General features: G+C 56.6%; 1 protein-coding gene and 1 pseudogene. Both read right to left on the bottom strand.

The window, feature by feature from the left end; all coding sequences use genetic code 11:
* Positions 1–341: XdhC family protein (locus A7X77_RS31730; RefSeq protein WP_197486936.1), on the bottom strand; the 341-nt coding region annotated here is incomplete at its 3' end.
* Between the two features lie 32 nt (positions 342–373).
* Positions 374–677, bottom strand: a pseudogene (locus tag A7X77_RS33740) (Isoquinoline 1-oxidoreductase subunit); the annotation flags it as partial.

Genomic DNA, 677 nt, shown 5'->3' with positions numbered 1-677 from the left:
ATCCCTCCGCCACAGGGCAAGACGATATCGAAGAACCGGGAGCCTAAGCCAAATTCGACCACCCGGTCTTTACCTTCAGCAATCGCCAAGAGCGCCTCCGTAGCTACAGCCGCTTCGACACAGCCTCCGGATACGTATCCACAAAAGCTGCCATCGGTCGCCACAGCGATTTGAGAACCGATCGCTCTCGCCGCGCCTCCTCTAATTTCAACCAAAGTCGCTAGCGCCGCACCACCATGTAGAAACGCATCGACGGCGAACTTTAGGACTTCAGCGTCGTCATCTTTTACTCGCACCTGAATGGGGACTGGGGTTGTCACCGAGAGCTCTGCGAAACTCATAAGCATACCTTTCCGCGTCATGCCCTGGGGGCTTAGTCAGGACACTCCGCGCCGGTATCGACCCAAGCAGCAATCAATGCCGCGAAAGTCTCCTGGCTACCAGGGGGCGAGCTTCTCCCTTCACCCGGATGCCATGCCCAGCCCACGAGATGGTCAGTACCCATATGTTTGATCAAGTCCGCGTGCGACCGGTTTCCATTTCGAGCCGTGTCCTTCAACTGAACGCAAATCTCGCCCACAGTCAGACCCTGCCACGCCATGCTCGCGGGAGCCAACTGCCAATGTGCGTTTCCAGGAATCGATTTGAGACGACTTCCCACGATGTTTCTGTTTTCT

The sequence above is a fragment of the Rhizobium bangladeshense genome, from assembly GCF_001662075.1.
GTDB classification, from domain to species: domain Bacteria; phylum Pseudomonadota; class Alphaproteobacteria; order Rhizobiales; family Rhizobiaceae; genus Rhizobium; species Rhizobium bangladeshense_B.
This window is presented reverse-complemented; position numbering and strand designations above follow the sequence as displayed.